Consider the following 17,025-nt stretch of genomic DNA (forward strand, 5'->3'; position numbering starts at 1 on the left):
TCGCCAGTTTAACCATGAGTGTTGCACTTATTATCTGAATTCAGGGGTATCTAGTTGAGATTTAACTTTCTTATAAAAATCAGTCAGGTGCTTCTTCTTATCACCTGTCAGTTTTTCATCAAAGATTAGCTCGTTTAATGTACCAACAGTTAACTTAAGCGTTTGTTGTGTTGCCAAATATTCCCGATGATATTCATCAAAGATTTTTGAAAGTTGCCATTTTAATGTTGATCCTTCGCTGCCTCGGTTAACATGATTAAGAAACTCTTTAAGGCGACCACCATGCTCTGAAACTTCTTTGTCGTCTACCGCTGAGTAGCCGATAACATCAAGGTAATCAATTTCCGCATTATCAAGATCTTCTTTTGCCTGTGTGATAATTCCTTTTACTTCAGACTCAAGTTTTTTGTCAGCTTTACTAATCACAAACAATACAGGACTGTCTAAATCCAAACTTTGAAGAAAATCGATATCTTGCTGAGGCACTGTTCCGTTTTGACTATCAACAAGCCAGATAAGGTAGTCGGAAACTCTTAAATGTTGACGGGAGATGTTTTCATCAATTTTTTTCTCGTTATCAGACTTACTGTATCCTGGCGTATCCAAAAAGATAAGATTAGCGTAATTAAAGGTCTCTCTTTCAACAGCCATCATTTGAAGAATATGACTGAACGTAACTTGATACTTCTTATTAAAAGCATGACAGATTGCTTTAATCGCATCTTCATTGATTTCAGTTTTTTTGCCGTAAAAATTCAAAGCATCTATTCGGTTTTGGTCGCCTTTAAACAAGAAGGTAGGAATAGATGTTGTGGGTGTTGTATCTACTGGCAAAAGCGATGGGCAACCTAAAACTGTATTTAGAAATCGTGTTTTACCCGCACTAAAAGAGCCACCGACAGCCACAGTATGGCTCTGTTGTAGCTGAGGAAAATATGCAGCCTCTTTTAGTAAATCAAACCACTTTAACAAACGAGCATAAGCTGTTGCCCCACTGGTATTTTCACCTTGTTCTGTATGTGATAAAAACGTTTTATTTATTAGACTTCTAACATCATCTAATATTTTATCACTAGAAGTTCTTAATTCTGGTTTTGCTACTAAGCTAGCACATAGTTCTAAGCCTAGTTCCGCGTCTTTAAGGTAGCAATTGGAGTATGATGATATAGGTGTTTGGTCTTTTTTTTCTTCTTCGGATGATGCCAAATGACGATTCATCAAACTATCAATATCCATCTCATTTAACCTCTACTGTATTTATTTAAGTTGTGGTCTGGGAAGATTCGATTTATTAGAAGATACACCTTTATCATCAGGAAGATGTTTGTCATCCAATAAGGTTTCACCATATGTTGAAAGCACTGCCTCGCTGATCTCTCTGCCCCACACCAACTCCCCAAATCCATCAAGCCAGTGAGTAAGTTGTTGTGAGCGGATGACCGTGGCGGTGACTTGATAATGATCATCGTGCTCGGTCATGGTTTGATCGGAAGACAGTGGCGTTTCTTGTAAATAGTGGCCGGCGCTTTTTTTAATGTTAAAGGTCAGTGAGCAGCGCTCGCCTTCTCCAAAACCAAACCGGCCGTCGTCATCGTATTTTTTTAGATCAAAATCTGATGGCGGCGTAAATGGGAATTTAGACACATTGGCACGGTTAATGCGGTGAACCGCTATGCTGCGCTCGTTATCGTAGCCTTCGAACCGGCATACTAAATATAAGCGTGGACCTTGTTGCGCGAGGCCGAGTGGATAAACCCGTTGGCCAGTTTTTTGTTGCTGTTTGGCGTTGTAGTAATCAAGGATCAGCGGATAGTCGTTGTAGAGTGCGTCAGTAACATTTTTAAAAACCTCGTCACTCATCTTGGGGGGGAGCAAAGGCTGGGTCTCGCTGACCACACGCACTTTCTTGGTCCAGGCGCGCGCTTTTTCGGCATCACCCGTCGGGTTCAATTCACAGCGCGCCGCCGCAAACATGGTACTGAGTGATTCGGTAACATTAGCCGGCAACAAATTGGTGAGGTAGTTTTCAGCCAGCGACAACAATAACGCCTCTTGCGTGGATAACTTGCCGTTGCTTAGCTCTGGGGCATAGCGCGATAACCGATACCCATAAGGCTTGCTGGTATCATCACACTCGGCAAACCCTTCCTCGCAAAGCATCTCTAAGTTACGTTGAATAGTACGGATATTGCGCTCTATCCCATCACTTGCAACGGCTTTTTGTAGATCGCCTGCGGTTTGTTTTATCCGGTGTGAAAGGTGGCGCAATAACAAGAATGCGAGCCTTAGCGAGTCACTTTTAGGCGGGCGGGTTGTCATAAATGTTTCGCTGTCTAATGATGTTTCCACTATTATTTATCTGCCTATTTTCACAAACAAGCCGCGATCGCGGTTCCATTTCATAACTGAGCCTACCATCACAAAAAGGCAAAATGCGTCGCATATAAAACAATCAGTTAAACCGATTTAATCAGACACATTCTGTCGCACCGTACCGATAAAGTGGCCTCATACCTGGTTAGGGTGCGTAAAGGAATATAGTCATGAACGATGTGCTAGAACAAGTCAAAACACTGATAAACGATGACACCAAAACCATTAAACAACTGCGTTATCAGGTGGGTCAGTGTGAGCAATTGATTGCCGCATTAGAAACGGAAAACCAACGCTTGGTCGATCAGTTGGGGCATTTGGTACAAAAGCTCAATACCGATGACATGACAGGCCTTGCCAATCGGTATCATCTCGAAACCAGCTTCAATACACTGCTAAGTCAACCTCAATGCCACCAGTTGGCACTGGTGTTTATCGATATGAATAAGTTGAAGACGGTGAATGATCAATACGGCCACTTGGTGGGCGACCAGGCGATTTGTCACCTGGCTACACTGCTCGCCAACAATACGCACGAGGGGATCGCGGCGCGCTTTGGCGGGGATGAGTTTGCGGTGTTATTGCCCAACACCACACACGCGGGTGCCACTGATTGGGCCCAATCACTGGTGATGCAACTGGCTCATTCACCACTCCTGATTGATCAACGCCCGCATTATTTAAGCTTTAGTTTTGGTGTGAGCGACATGCGCGCGGGTAATGCCCCTCAGTTAACCAGCAGTAAAACCGCATTGGATCAGTTAATTCGTCAAGCGGATACACGTATGCTCAGTCGCAAAGCCTAACACCATATACGTACCTAAGTAAAAGCCATGACATCACAAGGTGGTAACCATCAGCACCTTGTGATTCTTCACCATTAATCTGTTAATCCCATCACATTTCTGTACAATGCGCGCTCAGTCATATTTATCTTTACACCCTCCTCGCTGGGCCGTGGATTTATCCCTGGTGATAAACGACACGGACCTTGGTTGAGCACAGTCGCTAGGAACCTCTTTTGATTTCAATCGCCAATATCACCATGCAGTTTGGTGCCGAGCCGCTATTCGAAAACATCTCTGCCAAATTTGGTAACGGTAACCGCTACGGGTTAATCGGTGCTAATGGTTGTGGCAAATCGACCTTGATGAAGATTATGAGCGGCGCCCTCACCCCGACTGCAGGCAATGTGTCCATCACCCCAGGACAAACCTTGGGCGAGCTTAGCCAAGACCAATTTGCTTACGAACAGTATTCAGTGATTGATACGGTGATGATGGGTGACCGCAAACTGTGGGAAATCAAACAAGAGCGAGAGCGCATTTATTCTCTGCCGGAAATGAGCGAAGAGGACGGCATGGCCGTCGCTGAGCTAGAAAGCCAGTTTGCCGAAATGGACGGTTACACCGCCGAAAGCCGGGCTGGCGATATTCTGCTACAAGCGGGTATTGCCGAGGAACTCCACTTTGGCTTGATGTCGCAAGTCGCGCCGGGCTGGAAATTACGGGTGCTACTTGCCCAAGCCCTTTTCGCCAACCCTGATATTTTGCTGTTGGATGAGCCGACTAACAACTTGGATATTCATACCATCAATTGGTTGGCCGGTGAGCTTCAGCAGCGCCAGTGCACCATGATTATTATTTCCCACGATCGCCACTTCCTGAACGCCACCTGCACCCACATGGCGGATATCGATTTTGGTGAGCTTCGTGTTTACCCCGGTAACTATGATGATTTCGTCGCGGCATCTAGCTTGGCACGTGAACAATTGCTCGCCAGCAACGCCAAAAAAGAAGCCGAACTCAGTGAGCTGCAAGACTTTGTGAACCGTTTTGGTGCCAACGCCTCTAAGGCCAAGCAAGCCAGTTCACGCGCTAAACGCATGGAAAAGATCCAGCTTGATGAAGTCAAAGCCTCCAGTCGCGTGCACCCTTATATCCAATTCACGGAAAGCAAAAAGCTCCATCGCCAAGCGGTTGAATTGCGTGAGGTGGGCCATGCATTTGACGATACGCCCCTATTCCGCGGTGGCCATTTCTTACTCGAAGCCGGCTCGCGCCTCGCGATTATTGGCGAAAATGGTGTCGGTAAATCAACGCTGCTGCGCTGTTTGGTCGGTGAACTTGCGCAAAGTGAAGGCACAATCAAATGGTCAGAAAACGCATCCATTGGTTACTGTGCGCAAGATAACAGCGCCGAGTTTGATAACGATCTCACCGTGTTTGAGTGGATGTCGCAATGGCGCACCGCTAAGCATGATGATTTGATGGTCCGTGGCATTTTGGGTCGCTTGTTGTTCTCAGCCGATGATGTGAACAAAAAAGCGAAAAGCTGCTCAGGGGGCGAGAAAAACCGCCTGATGTTCGGCAAGCTGATGATGCAAGATATCAATGTGATTGTGATGGATGAACCGACCAACCACATGGATATGGAAGCCATCGAATCACTCAATAAAGGCCTAGAGCAATTCCCCGGTACTTTGATTTTTGTCAGCCACGACCGTGAGTTTGTTTCCTCACTGGCGACCGACATTATTGAGATAAAAGATCAGCAATTGATCCACTTTAACGGCAGCTACGATGAGTACCTCGCCCACTTAGAAAAAGTGCGTGCCGTGGCTTGATCACCTCGATTATCGATCACCAATAACGATTCACTCGCCCCAGCCACATTCCATGCCGCTGGGGCGATTTTTTGTTACTGGTCTGTCACTAGCAGTACGCTGCCCTCAAGCTGCGTCGGCCCGTAAGCAAAGATCTCCGCGTTACGCACGTCAAACATCAAAATCGTATTATCCGCTTGCACATGGCTATTGCTCCACACGTAAGCGCGCACATCACCACTGCCATACCCTTCTTCTGACGTAGAGTATGGGAATCCGGCGGCAAATGCCTTTGGATTAAGCGCGGGTTTCATACAGGCATGTTCAGCCAAGGACGCTAGCTCTTTGATATTGGGCATGCGCCACTGCGTGTGACCTGCAAATTGATGCAGTGGGTGCGCCTGGCTTTGATTGATCGCTTGCACTTCATTGAGTGCGGCTTGCCAATACATTCCGGTGCCCTCGCCACGACACGCCTGCTGTTCGGCTTGCCAGGTTTTACCCAGTGGGCAACGCATCCAAGTTAACCCAGTAAAGGTGTCTGTTACCGTGCCATTATCATCAAAGCTGTAACGGACATTCGGTGCCGTTTTGGTTAAATCAATCGAACATTCTTGGCCCGCCCATGCGGTTGCAGATGCGAAGATACTGGCGGCAATGATCAGCTTGTTCATTATTTTTCTCCTTGGGCGACAAGACGAATAGGCAGTTGCCATGAGGTGTAATCAGAATCGACCTGATCGCTATAGATCTCGAGCGATACCGTCGTGCCACGATCACTGCCTCGTGTTTGCGGCAGCTGGATATAGCGCGCGCCCGGTGTTGTAAATGCGGAATATTCGGTTAAGAAAGAGGTGGAAGCCCATAGCAAGCCAGCATCATATTGACTGGCGGAGGATTGATGAGGGAAATACTCGGTATCGAGCCCATAAACACGTCCATCGCTATCGGTTTGTGTCTCGCCGAAATCAATCAGACTGAACAGCTCAATAAAGGTGGGTAAGCGCCATTGATCAATCCCACAGACCTGTTGCTGATTTAGGTACGCTTGGTATTGGGCCGTGGTGCAAATACCCCCAGCGTCTTTGCAGCCTGTCGCCTCAATGTCTTTGTCAAACGGTTCGAACTGCCCGGGCACTTGATAGGCAAAAAGGCGATCAACATATCGCGGGGATTGAGGATCCGTCTGTTTGCTCTCCCATACCAGTCCGCTGCGATTATCTTGCACACAATCCCACGTGGTCGCGCTATCGGGCAAAGGCTGACCGTTGCGATCCAGTTTAGTGAAGCTAAACCCACCTTCTGTTGCATCAAAACCATAGTCAGCATCTTGACCGGGATAATCGACAGGCGCGGTGGCGACATCCCCGCTGTCGGAATAATAGCTAACAATGCCGGTATCGTTCACGGGGCGCATTTGGGTCCGTTTATCCAACTCAACCAAAATAGCGCTGAGCTCAGCCTCGCTCGGGGCACCTTTTAGCAAGACATCCGAATAACGCGCCAGTTCACCGCTTAGTAGCCCCAGCATGCGATTCGCCCGCGTGGGCGTCATACCCGATATTAGCGACAAAACGTTATTTTCAAGCTGTACAAAGCGGTTATCCGCCCCGCTGGTAATTAAGTCCTTTGGTACTGCAACGCCCATCGCCTCGAGTTGTTCACGCAAATTCGCAACCGCATCTTGATAGGCATCCCCTGCCGCCATGTTGCTAGCGACCAGAGTGCTGATCACATTGATCTCATTGCCGGTAGTCTTACCCACGCCGGGGGCAACAAGGAATGCATTCGCTTGGTGAGGCGCGTCAGCCTGCGCATCCATACGTTGCGACGATAACGTGGTCACGCCGGTGTCGAGTTGCGCGACAATCGGTGAGGACAAGATCGCTTTATCGGCGCTGGTGAGGGTAAATCCCCCCTGCTCGGCTTGTGTTGTAGGTTCGTTGGCGTTGCAGGCAAAGTCACCATTTAAATCCGCACAAACGGTTTCATTACCGGTGGCATTGGTGGCGCTAATGGTACCAGAGACGCTGTAAGTCGGCGCGATCGCGTCGCTTTCACTCGTCTCTGATCCAGAACCATTACAGCCTGCCAGTAGCAATGCACTGGCGAGTAGAGAGTAGTTAAATTTCATCATATCTGTCTTTTAGTCAGGGTGTTAAGGTAATTGAATAGCGCGGTATCAGGACTCGCCCTTTCGTGCTCGCCAGCTGCCCCAAAGCAAGCCCACCAGCAGCAGTGGCCATGACACCGCGCCGCCTCCCGAGCTAGCGGTATCGAGCGCATCCTTAGTGCTAAGGTCGGTATCTTGGCAATCGAATCCCGTCACGCGTCCCACTTGCCATGCCACCAACTCACCACTGCTGCCTTGGGCATAGTCCGTCACTTCAAGACGCCAACTCCCCGCTAGGGGGTCACCATCAAAGGCTTGCAAAAGATCGTCGTGCTGGCTGGTCCAATATCGCACCAAGTCATCGCTCTGATGGGCGGTATTGGCATGTAACGTGACCCGTGTACCTGCGGGGGAGACGAGAACAACGCGTAAATCTGATGGGCTGGTATGGTTGATATGGAGATACACACCAAGATCGGAGCGAATGGCATTGGCGTCATCATTAATAATGAAGTTAAAACTTTTGAAGCCATTGTTTTGAGCGCCATTACTGGCCACCGATGCATCCGGTAAGGTCGCATTCAGGGGTTGGCGCGATTGGGTGAGTTGGGGCAAGCCTTTAATCACCGTCACACTGTCTTGCCATTGATGGGTTTGCAACGTGTCATCAAATTGATAGTCAATTTGCGCATCAAGGGTCAGCGGCTGACCGCATTGCGCCGCAAGCGGTAGAGGGAGAGAAAACGACTGAGCCTGATCGAGTGTTTGATTAATGGACGTGGGCGCTCCACCTTCCACCTCAATATCACCACGCACTTTGGCTGTGCGCCCTTGTGGTGTTAAGCGTGTGTGGATCGCCGCCGTATCGGCGAAATAACGCTGGTTTGTCTCAAAGCGAAACGGTGCTTTGAGCAAACCGTGTTTTTCAAAGTTCGCTTTCAACAAGGCCGCATAGTCGCGCGATGGATAATAGGTTTTAGCCACATAGAGCATGCTTTCTGCCAGATCGTGCATTTTCATGCCACGGCCTAGCCCAAACATCGACTCCAGCACCAAGGTATCTATCTCTTTAAAAGCGGGTTCACCATACAGCGCGACGGCTTGCTTGAGGGTTTGGAACAAAGGCGTCGACCAGAGTTCATCCCCTAATTCACCACCGACATTTTCGTGCGCACGGTATTCACTGCTCTCAAAATAGCGCGCTTTTTGATTCCACAAACTGCGCGTACCTTGCTTAAAACCGAAATACCCATCCCAGTTAAAGACGGTATCAATCTCGAAGTCATCACCTTGCTGATACAAGGTGCGATAGCTGGCAGAGCCCGCCCAATAGTCAGCAAATCCCTCACCCAAGGCGCCCGTATGGCCGTAAGCCCAGTCGGGCAAAATATGGTAGTGAATACCGTGGGCCAGCTCATGGATCACGACATCGGCATCCAGTGTATCGGGCGAGCCAGACGCCCCAAACATCACAGCGTTAGGACCCACATAGTAAGACGAGTTGTTCGAACTGAAGGCGTGAGCATCAAAGCGTACCGGACCGTCAAATAATGAATACCCTAACGAGGACACATATTGCAGGGACTTATCCAAATGATAAAACGCCATCATTTGTGCAAAGTCTTGACTATCAAAAGGCAACGCTGTGAGCGAAGCATGACTCGCAAACTGTGTGACACCGTCCGGATTTAAAAACGAGACACTGTCACTTTTCTGCCATAGTCCAGACTCAGGGTTTTTGTCTTCAAAGGCGATAGCATCAACGGCTTGGACTCTGGGATTACTCAGGTAGAGCGTGCCGCCCACATCCAATAAAGAGACATCACGCATAACGAAGCGTGGCGCGTGGGGATAATCCGCCAGCGATGTCCAGAGCGTTTCGGGGGCGGGCTGTTTGTCCATACTACGCAGATCCGGATCAACCACATTGACGGTGCGCGTCACTAGCTCTCCGTCTGATAGCGCTGGCGGCGCATCCGCGATCAGGCGACGCGGGATCTCAATAGCCGCCTCTTTCACTGCCTCACCCTGTCGGATCATGGTATCGGTTGGGCTTTTATACACCCGAGTCACCAAACCGTGTTTGTCGGTATGTAACACCAACGTACGCTGCGGCTGATACTCGCCACCACGGTAAATATCAAAGTTATACTGACGACCAAGCAAACTGCTGGTTTGGTAGCGCAACGACAGCTCCCCGACTGACGGATAATGCGTGCGCAAATACTGCTGTGCTTGAGTGGCATCACTTGCTTGATAATTGCCCGCAGGGTAATCCCATTCCCCTGCCATGGCATTGGCACTGGCAAGTACCAACGCCACAAGACTGATCGCTGATTTCATGGTTCTTCCTTAAAACGCATAACGTGCATTGAGGGTGAAGTAACGACCGGGCTCGGTCGAAAAACGGGTTTGTGACTCGGAAATACCGGCAACGTCTTGATAACGAATGTATTCGCGGTCTAACACGTTATAGACATTGAGATTGATAGAAGCATGAGACGAGAACTGATAGCCCAAGCCAAGGTCAACGCTCGCCCAGCCAGACGTCTGAGCACACTCAGTGCGGGTGCCTAACTCGGTGTAACACATGGGCGTGCGGGTCATCTGATCTGCCCAGTTCAAACGGGTATAACCGTTAAACGATTGGTTATCGAAGTGAAGCGACAGGCTGCCTTCGAGGGGGGCTAAGTTGCGAACATACTCGTCATTGTCGTCTTGACCGGAAATCCAGCCGATCTGACTTTTCGCTTGCCATTGATCGGTCAATGCATAGGCCGCTGATGCCTCAACGCCATACGTTTTTACACCTTCAAGGTTTTCATAGCGTTTCTCAAACAGGCCGGTTTCCGCATTAAAGCCCTGATCGGCAATATCAATAAACTGGCTAAACCGGTTGTAATATGCCGCGGTATACAGGCGCAGCTTGCCGTCATCATATTTGGCCCCGAGCTCAAAACTATCGCTGGTTTCCGCGTCAAGAGACGGATTAGGCAGCACCACAAATGCCATCCCCGGCATAGAGGCGTGATTAGAGTAGCCATAGCTTTTGTCATATTCAGGCGCTCGGTAACCATGCTTATAGCTGAGATAGGTATTGAACGCGGGCGTCCAGTGATAAGCCACCGAAGCACTAGGCGACACCGCTGCACTGTTATTGTCCGCCACACTCGCCATGCCTATGGCTTGGGGATCGTCTGCGCTTAATCGGTACGCATCAGCACGCAGACCTAGCATCACACGCCACTGCCCGATATTCATTGCATCTTGCGCGTAGACACCTAACGCATAACTCCGTGCTGGCGCGAACGGTTGCGTATCACTCACCGTTACACCGTTCCAATCGAGTTTCGTTTTCGTCACAGGACGTTCATGGTAAGCCGTTTCTAACACACCACCGTAAACCAGCGTATGCACCACGTTTCCGCTGATTTGCTCAGCGTTGGCATCTACCGACCAACCGATTGACTGGTCTTGAAAACGGCGATCATCCAGCACCCGACGTTGCTCATTGATCCCCATGTTCCAGCGGGTCATCAAACGGTTCGTGTTCTGGGTAAAATCGGTATTTCGGTAATAGAGCTTGGTGTTGAGGGTTTCTAACCAAGGTTGCTGGGCATGATATTCACTGCCAAGCCAAAATTGGATGGTTTCGATTTGTTTGGCTTGGTCAAAGGTTTTGATATCCCACTTACCGTCCGGTTGAATCGATGCTGTCCCTTCTTGTCGCGATGCATCTTCACGGTAGAGCTTGGCTCGGGCACTCAACTTCCAGCGATCGGAAACATAATGATCCAGACGCAACGACGCACTGCCACCGTCCAAGGTGCGGTTATACAAATCTTGCTGGAAATTACGGGTTTCTTCCCCTTCCCAATAGCTCACATCGAGCAATGCACTGGTATCACCATGACGGAGCGCAAGACGACTGCCGACTCGGCCTTTATCACTGAGCTCGCTATAGGTAACTTGCGCGTCGGCGTACCAATCCTTGTTGCGGAGGAGATCGTCAGCGGACAGCGATGTCACGATCACGGCACCGCCCAATGCGCCTGATCCATGACTGGTTGAGCTAGCGCCCTTCACCACTTGGATTTGCTTGGCGCTCGCGATATCAAAGGAATTACGCCCTGCTTTATCATTCAAATCAGCGGCACCGAACCCATCCGCGACGGGGACGCCATCTTCCACAATCAAGATACGGTTACCGGACATGCCACGAATAGTGATGTTTTGAGGGCGGCCCGCGCCGCCTGTCACATTGACACCCGGTTCGTTTGTCAGTGCATCATAGAGCTCTGTGGCGCCCTTTTTTTTGATATCTTCGCCACGATAAATGGCTACCGACCCCGCTGTGTCTGACGGTAATTCAGCAAATTTATTGGCCGTGACGACTACCCTCTCGACGTGGCGATTGGTCGCGTCACCAGAGGTATTCTCCTCAGTGTTGGCAGAATTGGCGTGCACGGTGCCAGTAGCCAGTGCTGTCAGCACTGCCACAGAGACAGAAGACAATTTCATTTAATACTCCGGTTAGTTCACACGCTTCAGTTGGTGTAAGAGAAAGGCATAGTCGGTCGCTTGTTGCGTCAGCCCATGACGCGCATCGGCTTGGTGGCCACGGGAAAAATCCGTCAACAACAAATAAGGGCCCGATCGAGTACTCTTTTCGGCTAAATGCGAAAGGTATTGCGCCCCTTCCCAAAACGGCACACGCTGATCGTCCCAGCCGACACGCACCAGCATAGGGGGATAAGGTTTTGGCTGGATGTTGCGCAAAGGATCATAACCTTGCATGACCTCGCGCTGATCGCTTTTCGCGGGGTTGCCCCATTCTTGGTATTGCTGTGCAGTTAACGGCAATTCCGGGTCAGACATACTGCCAAGCACATCGACAAACGGAACATTAAGACTAGCGGCTGCAAACGCGGCGGGCGCTTGGTTAAGTGCCGCGGCAACCAAGGTACCGCCAGCGCTGGATCCCACAGCCGCGACTGCGCGTTGCCCATCTTGGTAGCGGCGCATTGCTTTGGCGACATCAATAAAATCTTGGATGCCATGCTTTTTATTTATTCCGCTGCCCGCTTGGTGCCATGTTGCACCGTAATAGCCGCCGCCACGCACATGTGCAATTGCATAGATGACGCCTCGGTCCATTAGCGAGACGGTTTGCGGCATAAAATACGGCTTCATGGTAAAGCCATACGCGCCATACCCATACAGCACGACTGGCGATGACGGGGTCAGGGCATCTTTGCGATACGCCAACGTGACAGGAATACGATGCGGTCCAACGTATAGGCGTTCAGAGTGATAACGAGATGCATCAAAGTCGGGGGAATGATCGGCACTGACTTCACGACGTGTGCCGGATTTTAGATCCAGCGCTTCCCATCGTGGTGGCTGTACGAGCGACATACTGCGAATAAACAACTGATTGCTAGCATAGTCGCCTCCGCGCGCAAACCAAGCGACCTGCCCTTGTGCCGCCAAAGGCTGCTTAACCACGCGCTCACCGTCCGCATTAAGTAAGACAAACCACTGCTCACCCTTTTGCTGTTGGGTGAGGACAATACCATCTTCAAAGAGGTAAAACGTGTTTAACTCAGCGCCCGACTCGGCAGCATAAACCACGTGCCAATCATTCGGCGTCGCAACCGCAGCGCGATAAAGCTGCTTGGCTCCTTGTTGGTTGCTCAGCATCCATAACGCATCATCCGTCTTATCGAGGTAGTATTCGACATCCGGTTGACGCGCTTTGAGCGGTGCAGACAGACTGCCATCATTCAGACGGAGCAAACGTTGTTCGGTCGACGATTCATTGTTGACTTGCACAATGGCCGTATCTGTGTGGCTGGCACGGTATACTGACAACAACCAAGCTGGATCGACTTCTTCATACACCAAACTATCGCCACCGGTGGTACCTATTTCATGGCGGAACAACTGGCTGGGACGCGCGGTTTTCGCCTCCTTGCCGACATAATAGAGCTGCTGATTGTCCGGCGACCAGATGACAGATGTATCAGCCTCGGTGGCAATAATATCGGCTTGCCCAGACTGGCGGTTGATCAGCACAATGCGGTAGTCTTCCTCACCGTGAATATCCTCGGCAATGGCGAGCCATTGTCCATTGGGACTTAACGACCAACTCCCCAGATGATAATACGCATGCTCAGCGGCTCGCGCCTCTATATTGAGCAATATCGACCCTTGTTCGTTGCCTGCTTTGCGCATACGCAGCACGCGCTCACCATTAACCCGTGTTTGCAAAAATTCACGACCATCCCGCGCTAACCAAGGTTTGGAACCGGTTTGCGGTGTGCGCGCCCATTCACTCAATAGCTCATCACGAATCGATTGACTCGCCATCAGCGACTGCTGCGCATGCTGATTTTGGCGCTCCAGATATGCCCGAATTTTATCCTGTTGTTGCGTCACATCTTGCAGCCAAGAAAATGACGATAACGTATCCGTTTCATCATCGCTATGGCTCAATGGCGACACAAACAAAAGCCCGACTAACAGCGCATTCACTAACTTCATGTTATACAAACATTAAATTGGGGGTAAGTTCAGGGCGCGCATCATAGATGCAAATACGATTGAGATCAATTATCATTTGTAATGTTTTTTGATGGAGATCTCATTCAGTCATATTGACTGCAATAAAGCGTTGTTATTCAAGCTATAACGAGATAAAAGGCGCTCATGAAGCGAAAACGACCTATCACCCCACACGCGCCAACTCAGACACTTGGATTGCTGACAGTCGTCGCGTTAGTGTGCGTGGGTGTCCATTATTCGTCGCTCGCGGAGACGTGGATGTGGCAGCGAAGTGCGCTGATATCCGGTCAATGGTGGCGATTCGTGACAGGCAACCTGGTTCATCAAAACCTATTTCATTTGTTGGTCAATATGGCGGGATTAGGCGTATTCGGCCTTGTTTTTTATCGCCATATCACCGCCGGCACGCTGGTGTCGCTGATCTTGTGGCTTGCATGTGTGGTTGGTCTGGTAATGTGGTGGGGCCCCTACCAGCAATATATGGGGCTATCTGGGGTGTTATACGGGTTGTTTATGTTTGGGGGATTAAGCACGATTCACACCCCAAGCGGAAAATGCATCGCTTTAGTCACGGGTATAAAATGTGTGGCTGATGCCTTGTTGGGTCAAGCTCTGCCCATGCGTGCCGCATTGGGTATCGACATTGCTCACCTCGCTCATGGTGGTGGTATCCTCGGGGCGCTGGTCTTTTTTGCCATCAAACAGCGGGTCTAACGTCGTTTCTTAACGTTTAAAAAAGCCAAACTTTCACTATCTTGGTGCTTGGTGGCTTTCTTTCCGCGGCAATCCCCGCTATACCTAGAGCACGGTGCATTTTTCTGTTTAACGGATAATCGATGATGAAATACGTAGCGACCTTGCTCACGCTCTCAAGCCTTGTGTTCGCAACACCGAGCTACGCTCTGTTCGGCCAAGGCGATAAAACCACTGATGCGATGACGCAAATGGCGACCCAATTCGCGGATGACCAAGCCAGTCAATCTCCCCTTGTCCAATCCATTACCGAGAAAGTGGATGTGAGTTCAACACAAGCCGCTGGTGGTGCCAGCGCATTGTTAGCGATGGCAGCCAATAACCTCACCGGTAACAATCAACAAGAGCTTACGAGTCTCCGCCCCGATTTAGGCTCGCTGTCTTCGTTACTCGGTGACACTGGTGTTAGTAACAACATCAGCTCACTCAATAGCCTGTATAGCGTGGCAGAAAAGCTAGGGATCAATCCGGCAACCTTGCAGCAATTTGTTCCGGTTATTCTTGAGTACCTCGGACAACAGGGCGCTAGCCAGGAATTACTCGGCTCACTCACCCAGCTTTGGCCTTAACCTTCTAACCTTGTAATCACACGCGGCTATCAAGGCCGCGTGTTTATTTGCCCTATCCTCAAGCAAAAAATAGCGAGACGCGTTATCATGTTCGCCTTGTTGTTCAACGCCGTGTGATTATGCCTGCCTTATCTTTCTCTGCGATCCCCATTGGGATCCGCTATATGCTGCTCTCTGCATTCGGGTTCGCGCTGATGTCGGCCTGTGTAAAATATGTGAGCCTCAACGGTATCCCAGTGTTTGAGATCGTGGCATCGCGGGCCTTGGTCTCACTCATCATCAGCTACACCGATGTCAGACGCAAAGGTCTATCGCCTTTGGGCAACAACAAACCGCTACTTTTATTGCGCGGCGTATTGGGAACCATGGCATTAATGTGTGTGTATTATGCAGTTACGACGCTGCCGCTCGCCGAAGCCACAGTGCTGCAATACACCCACCCGGTATTTACCGCTATCCTAGGGCTCGTGCTACTTAAAGAGCGCTTACAAGGGGCAACGTTAGTGTGTATCGCCCTCTGCTTAACTGGGCTCTATATCATGGTACAACCTAACCTCAATGCCTCTATTGACGATGCCCTCCCCACCTTTAGCGTGGTGGTTGCGTTAATGGGCGCCTTAGGCAGCTCGATTGCCTATGTGATTGTCCGCAAGCTCAGTCGCACCGAAGACAGCTCAGTAATTATTTTGTACTTTCCCATGGTTGCCCTGCCCGTCGCGACCGTGCTGATGTGGCCGTCTTTTGTACTGCCCAGCCTGTCACTGACCTTGCTGTTGGTGTTGGTGGGCGTCTTTACCCAAGTTGGCCAATACGGCTTAACTAAAGCGATGCAAACCCAACAAGCGGGACAAGCCTCCGCCTACGCGTATATTCAAATCGTGTTCTCGACATTAATTGGAGTATGGATATTTAACGAAGTCCCGTCGATCTGGACCTATACCGGTGGCGGGTTAATTGTCGCTGGCGCTGTGTTCAATGCCATGGGGCATCGCCTTTTTAGGCGCCGAAAAACTTAGCGCTAGTACATTTAAAATGGGTTGAAACGACAAAGCTGGCCTTATTTCAGTCCAGCTTTGCGGTATGCGAGTCTTTGTCGACCCCTAGCGACGTTTCAATCAAACTGCTCTGGCAAGATCACATTAAAGCATCGTCATTTTTGCAGAACTGCAAATTTATTCTAGTCGAACTCGCAAGCTTGATGTGATTGCCTCGCGCAGTGCAACTGGCGAAGTGCAACTGGCAGATTACTCCAAGAATATAGCCTAAGCACGTTGCAAAGCGCGACATTTTGTCGCATAGTGACTTGTAAAGATTTATAAACGAGGTAATGAATCATGCCAACCAGTGTACGGTTAGATGATGAGTTTGTGTCAGATGTAAAAGTGCATGCAGAAGCTGAAATGCGCTCTGTGCCCAAGCAAATTGAATACTGGGCAAAAATCGGGAAAATCATGACTGAGAACCCTGATTTACCCTATAGCTTTGTGCAAGAAGCCCTGATTGCATCTGAAGAAGTCAAACTTGGTAAGGTAAAACGTTATGAGCGACGGACCCCACGACAATCAGGTTGATGTTTTCGTCTCTCGTGTTTTTGAAAAGCAGATGAACAAGTTGTCCGAGGCGCAGTGTGAAGTGGTCGAGGACGAGATAGACAGAATCATTGAAGATCCCACGCTTGGCACCCAGAAAAAAGGCGATCTGTCTTATCTTTGGGTGCACAAGTTCAAGCTCGATAGGCAAGAAGTGTTACTTGGCTACGCTTGGATTGAAAACAAACTCGAGCTCTACCTGCTTAACATTAGCTCGCACGAGAATTTCTACGCGACGATGAAAAAGCGTAGAAAAGCGGATTTAAAGATCATTGGTGAACCGCCAAATCGACGTTAGTGACAGTGAATGAAAATCCGAAACCCAACGAGATCACTTTCCCTTTCTATGCCGCCTATACGTAACTCGGCATAAGCGCCAGCTCGATCGTACAAACTTGGTGTGATTTGCACCGCGCGCAGTGCAACTGGCGCCAGTTGCACTGCGCCATCCGACAT

General features: G+C 49.7%; 14 protein-coding genes. 7 read left to right on the forward strand and 7 right to left on the reverse strand.

The window, feature by feature from the left end:
- Window positions 1-30: 30 nt before the first annotated feature.
- Together C7A19_RS14335 and C7A19_RS14340 are read right to left on the reverse strand one after the other, a co-directional pair.
- Window positions 31-1,236 (reverse strand): dynamin family protein, encoded by a 1,206-nt coding sequence (locus tag C7A19_RS14335; RefSeq protein ID WP_116645226.1) that lies wholly within the window; start codon window positions 1,234-1,236, stop codon window positions 31-33.
- A 21-nt stretch (window positions 1,237-1,257) separates the two neighbouring features.
- Entirely contained in the window at window positions 1,258-2,319 is a 1,062-nt protein-coding gene (locus C7A19_RS14340; protein WP_116645227.1) for a WYL domain-containing protein, read from the reverse strand.
- A 224-nt stretch (window positions 2,320-2,543) separates the two neighbouring features.
- Here C7A19_RS14340 and C7A19_RS14345 point away from each other — a divergent pair, with 224 nt between their 5' ends.
- Window positions 2,544-3,179: a GGDEF domain-containing protein gene (locus C7A19_RS14345; RefSeq protein ID WP_116645228.1), complete on the forward strand. Its 636-nt coding sequence runs from the start codon at window positions 2,544-2,546 to the stop codon at window positions 3,177-3,179.
- A 215-nt stretch (window positions 3,180-3,394) separates the two neighbouring features.
- A complete protein-coding gene (locus C7A19_RS14350) occupies window positions 3,395-4,999 on the forward strand; it encodes an ABC-F family ATPase (protein ID WP_077523048.1) in 1,605 nt (534 codons plus the stop codon).
- 74 nt (window positions 5,000-5,073) lie between these two features.
- On the opposite strand, the gene C7A19_RS14355 is transcribed toward C7A19_RS14350, so the two are convergent.
- Genes C7A19_RS14355 through C7A19_RS14375 form a run of 5 tightly spaced genes read right to left on the reverse strand, consistent with a single transcriptional unit; the run spans window position 5,074 to window position 13,637 of the window.
- Window positions 5,074-5,652: a DUF1566 domain-containing protein gene (locus C7A19_RS14355; RefSeq protein WP_077481727.1), complete on the reverse strand. Its 579-nt coding sequence runs from the start codon at window positions 5,650-5,652 to the stop codon at window positions 5,074-5,076.
- Complete coding sequence (locus tag C7A19_RS14360; protein ID WP_116645229.1) at window positions 5,652-7,115, reverse strand: DUF1566 domain-containing protein; 1,464 nt, start codon at window positions 7,113-7,115, stop codon at window positions 5,652-5,654. The genes C7A19_RS14355 and C7A19_RS14360 overlap by 1 nt, the downstream gene beginning before the upstream one ends.
- Window positions 7,116-7,160: 45 nt before the next feature.
- On the reverse strand, window positions 7,161-9,434 hold the full coding sequence (locus tag C7A19_RS14365) for a proprotein convertase P-domain-containing protein (RefSeq protein WP_116645230.1): 2,274 nt from the start codon (window positions 9,432-9,434) through the stop codon (window positions 7,161-7,163).
- 9 nt (window positions 9,435-9,443) lie between these two features.
- On the reverse strand, window positions 9,444-11,612 hold the full coding sequence (locus C7A19_RS14370) for a TonB-dependent hemoglobin/transferrin/lactoferrin family receptor (protein WP_116645231.1): 2,169 nt from the start codon (window positions 11,610-11,612) through the stop codon (window positions 9,444-9,446).
- 12 nt (window positions 11,613-11,624) lie between these two features.
- Window positions 11,625-13,637: a prolyl oligopeptidase family serine peptidase gene (locus C7A19_RS14375; RefSeq protein ID WP_116645232.1), complete on the reverse strand. Its 2,013-nt coding sequence runs from the start codon at window positions 13,635-13,637 to the stop codon at window positions 11,625-11,627.
- 165 nt (window positions 13,638-13,802) lie between these two features.
- On the opposite strand from C7A19_RS14375, the gene rrtA reads away from it, so the two are divergent.
- The 5 genes from rrtA (at window position 13,803) to C7A19_RS14400 (ending at window position 16,867) form a co-directional block, all read left to right on the forward strand.
- Entirely contained in the window at window positions 13,803-14,372 is a 570-nt protein-coding gene (gene rrtA / locus C7A19_RS14380) for a rhombosortase (protein WP_116645233.1), read from the forward strand.
- A gap of 122 nt (window positions 14,373-14,494) precedes the next feature.
- On the forward strand, window positions 14,495-14,980 hold the full coding sequence (locus C7A19_RS14385; RefSeq protein ID WP_116645234.1) for a DUF2780 domain-containing protein: 486 nt from the start codon (window positions 14,495-14,497) through the stop codon (window positions 14,978-14,980).
- A 119-nt stretch (window positions 14,981-15,099) separates the two neighbouring features.
- The gene (locus C7A19_RS14390; RefSeq protein WP_116645237.1) at window positions 15,100-15,996 is read left to right on the forward strand and encodes a DMT family transporter; all 897 of its coding nucleotides are present in this window, start codon (window positions 15,100-15,102) and stop codon (window positions 15,994-15,996) included.
- Between the two features lie 318 nt (window positions 15,997-16,314).
- Window positions 16,315-16,551 carry a hypothetical protein gene (locus C7A19_RS14395; RefSeq protein WP_116645235.1) on the forward strand — a complete coding sequence of 79 codons (237 nt, stop codon included), beginning with the start codon at window positions 16,315-16,317 and terminating at the stop codon, window positions 16,549-16,551.
- A complete protein-coding gene (locus C7A19_RS14400) occupies window positions 16,520-16,867 on the forward strand; it encodes a type II toxin-antitoxin system RelE/ParE family toxin (RefSeq protein WP_116645236.1) in 348 nt (115 codons plus the stop codon). Before C7A19_RS14395 ends, C7A19_RS14400 begins: the two co-directional genes overlap by 32 nt.
- The last annotated feature ends 158 nt before the right edge of the window (window positions 16,868-17,025 follow it).

It is taken from the genome of Salinivibrio sp. HTSP, from assembly GCF_003390965.1.
In the GTDB taxonomy this organism is placed as follows: Bacteria; Pseudomonadota; Gammaproteobacteria; order Enterobacterales; family Vibrionaceae; genus Salinivibrio; species Salinivibrio kushneri.

Excerpts from the sequence above, each read along its gene's own strand:
- C7A19_RS14355 (WP_077481727.1), bottom strand. The coding sequence starts at position 5,652 with ATGAACAAGCTGATCATTGCCGCCAGTATCTTCGCATCTGCAACCGCA.
- C7A19_RS14385 (WP_116645234.1), top strand. The coding sequence starts at position 14,495 with ATGATGAAATACGTAGCGACCTTGCTCACGCTCTCAAGCCTTGTGTTC.
- C7A19_RS14360 (WP_116645229.1), bottom strand. The coding sequence starts at position 7,115 with ATGATGAAATTTAACTACTCTCTACTCGCCAGTGCATTGCTACTGGCA.
- C7A19_RS14335 (WP_116645226.1), bottom strand. The coding sequence starts at position 1,236 with ATGGATATTGATAGTTTGATGAATCGTCATTTGGCATCATCCGAAGAA.
- C7A19_RS14375 (WP_116645232.1), bottom strand. The coding sequence starts at position 13,637 with ATGAAGTTAGTGAATGCGCTGTTAGTCGGGCTTTTGTTTGTGTCGCCA.
- rrtA (WP_116645233.1), top strand. The coding sequence starts at position 13,803 with ATGAAGCGAAAACGACCTATCACCCCACACGCGCCAACTCAGACACTT.
- C7A19_RS14365 (WP_116645230.1), bottom strand. The coding sequence starts at position 9,434 with ATGAAATCAGCGATCAGTCTTGTGGCGTTGGTACTTGCCAGTGCCAAT.
- C7A19_RS14370 (WP_116645231.1), bottom strand. The coding sequence starts at position 11,612 with ATGAAATTGTCTTCTGTCTCTGTGGCAGTGCTGACAGCACTGGCTACT.
- C7A19_RS14390 (WP_116645237.1), top strand. The coding sequence starts at position 15,100 with ATGCCTGCCTTATCTTTCTCTGCGATCCCCATTGGGATCCGCTATATG.
- C7A19_RS14340 (WP_116645227.1), bottom strand. The coding sequence starts at position 2,319 with ATGACAACCCGCCCGCCTAAAAGTGACTCGCTAAGGCTCGCATTCTTG.
- C7A19_RS14345 (WP_116645228.1), top strand. The coding sequence starts at position 2,544 with ATGAACGATGTGCTAGAACAAGTCAAAACACTGATAAACGATGACACC.
- C7A19_RS14400 (WP_116645236.1), top strand. The coding sequence starts at position 16,520 with ATGAGCGACGGACCCCACGACAATCAGGTTGATGTTTTCGTCTCTCGT.
- C7A19_RS14395 (WP_116645235.1), top strand. The coding sequence starts at position 16,315 with ATGCCAACCAGTGTACGGTTAGATGATGAGTTTGTGTCAGATGTAAAA.